This window comes from Agathobaculum sp. LCP25S3_E8 (assembly GCF_052117165.1).
In the GTDB taxonomy this organism is placed as follows: domain Bacteria; phylum Bacillota; class Clostridia; order Oscillospirales; family Butyricicoccaceae; genus Agathobaculum.
Window position 1 is genome coordinate 1 of record NZ_JBQKJR010000185.1, and the last position, 414, is coordinate 414.

1 protein-coding gene is annotated in these 414 nt (G+C 51.4%); it reads left to right on the top strand.

Translation table 11 applies throughout. From position 1 onward, the window contains the following. The first annotated feature begins 72 nt into the window (after positions 1 to 72). Positions 73 to 327, top strand: coding sequence for a hypothetical protein (locus ACTQ34_RS18195; RefSeq protein WP_441364998.1), 255 nt, complete (start codon positions 73 to 75; stop codon positions 325 to 327). The last annotated feature ends 87 nt before the right edge of the window (positions 328 to 414 follow it).

Here is a 414-nt window from a genome sequence, read left to right on the forward strand (position 1 = left end):
CCCCTTCATGATAGGATGTTCCATCCCATCAAAACTTTTGACCACACGCCAATTATGAAGGAGGAAACAGAAATGAAGAAAAAAGCAATCAGTATTCTGCTGACGCTGGCCCTGTGCCTGAGCCTGCTGCCCACGGCGGCGCTGGCGGCGGGAAGCGTCTCATATCTGGACGCAAACGGCGATGCGCAGACTTGCGACAGCTACACCGAGGCAAAGAGCAGCGAGAACAGACCCAACTTCAAAGACGCCACTTGGGGCACAGACGGCGCCGATACATGGTATGTGGTGAATGGAGCGGTCACCATATACTGGAGTAGTACCCTGTAAGTGCAGTCGCAAATTCCCCAAAAATCTGTTAAACTGAACGAACAGAGACGGAGGGGATCGCAATGAAACGTTACAGCAAAGAATTTA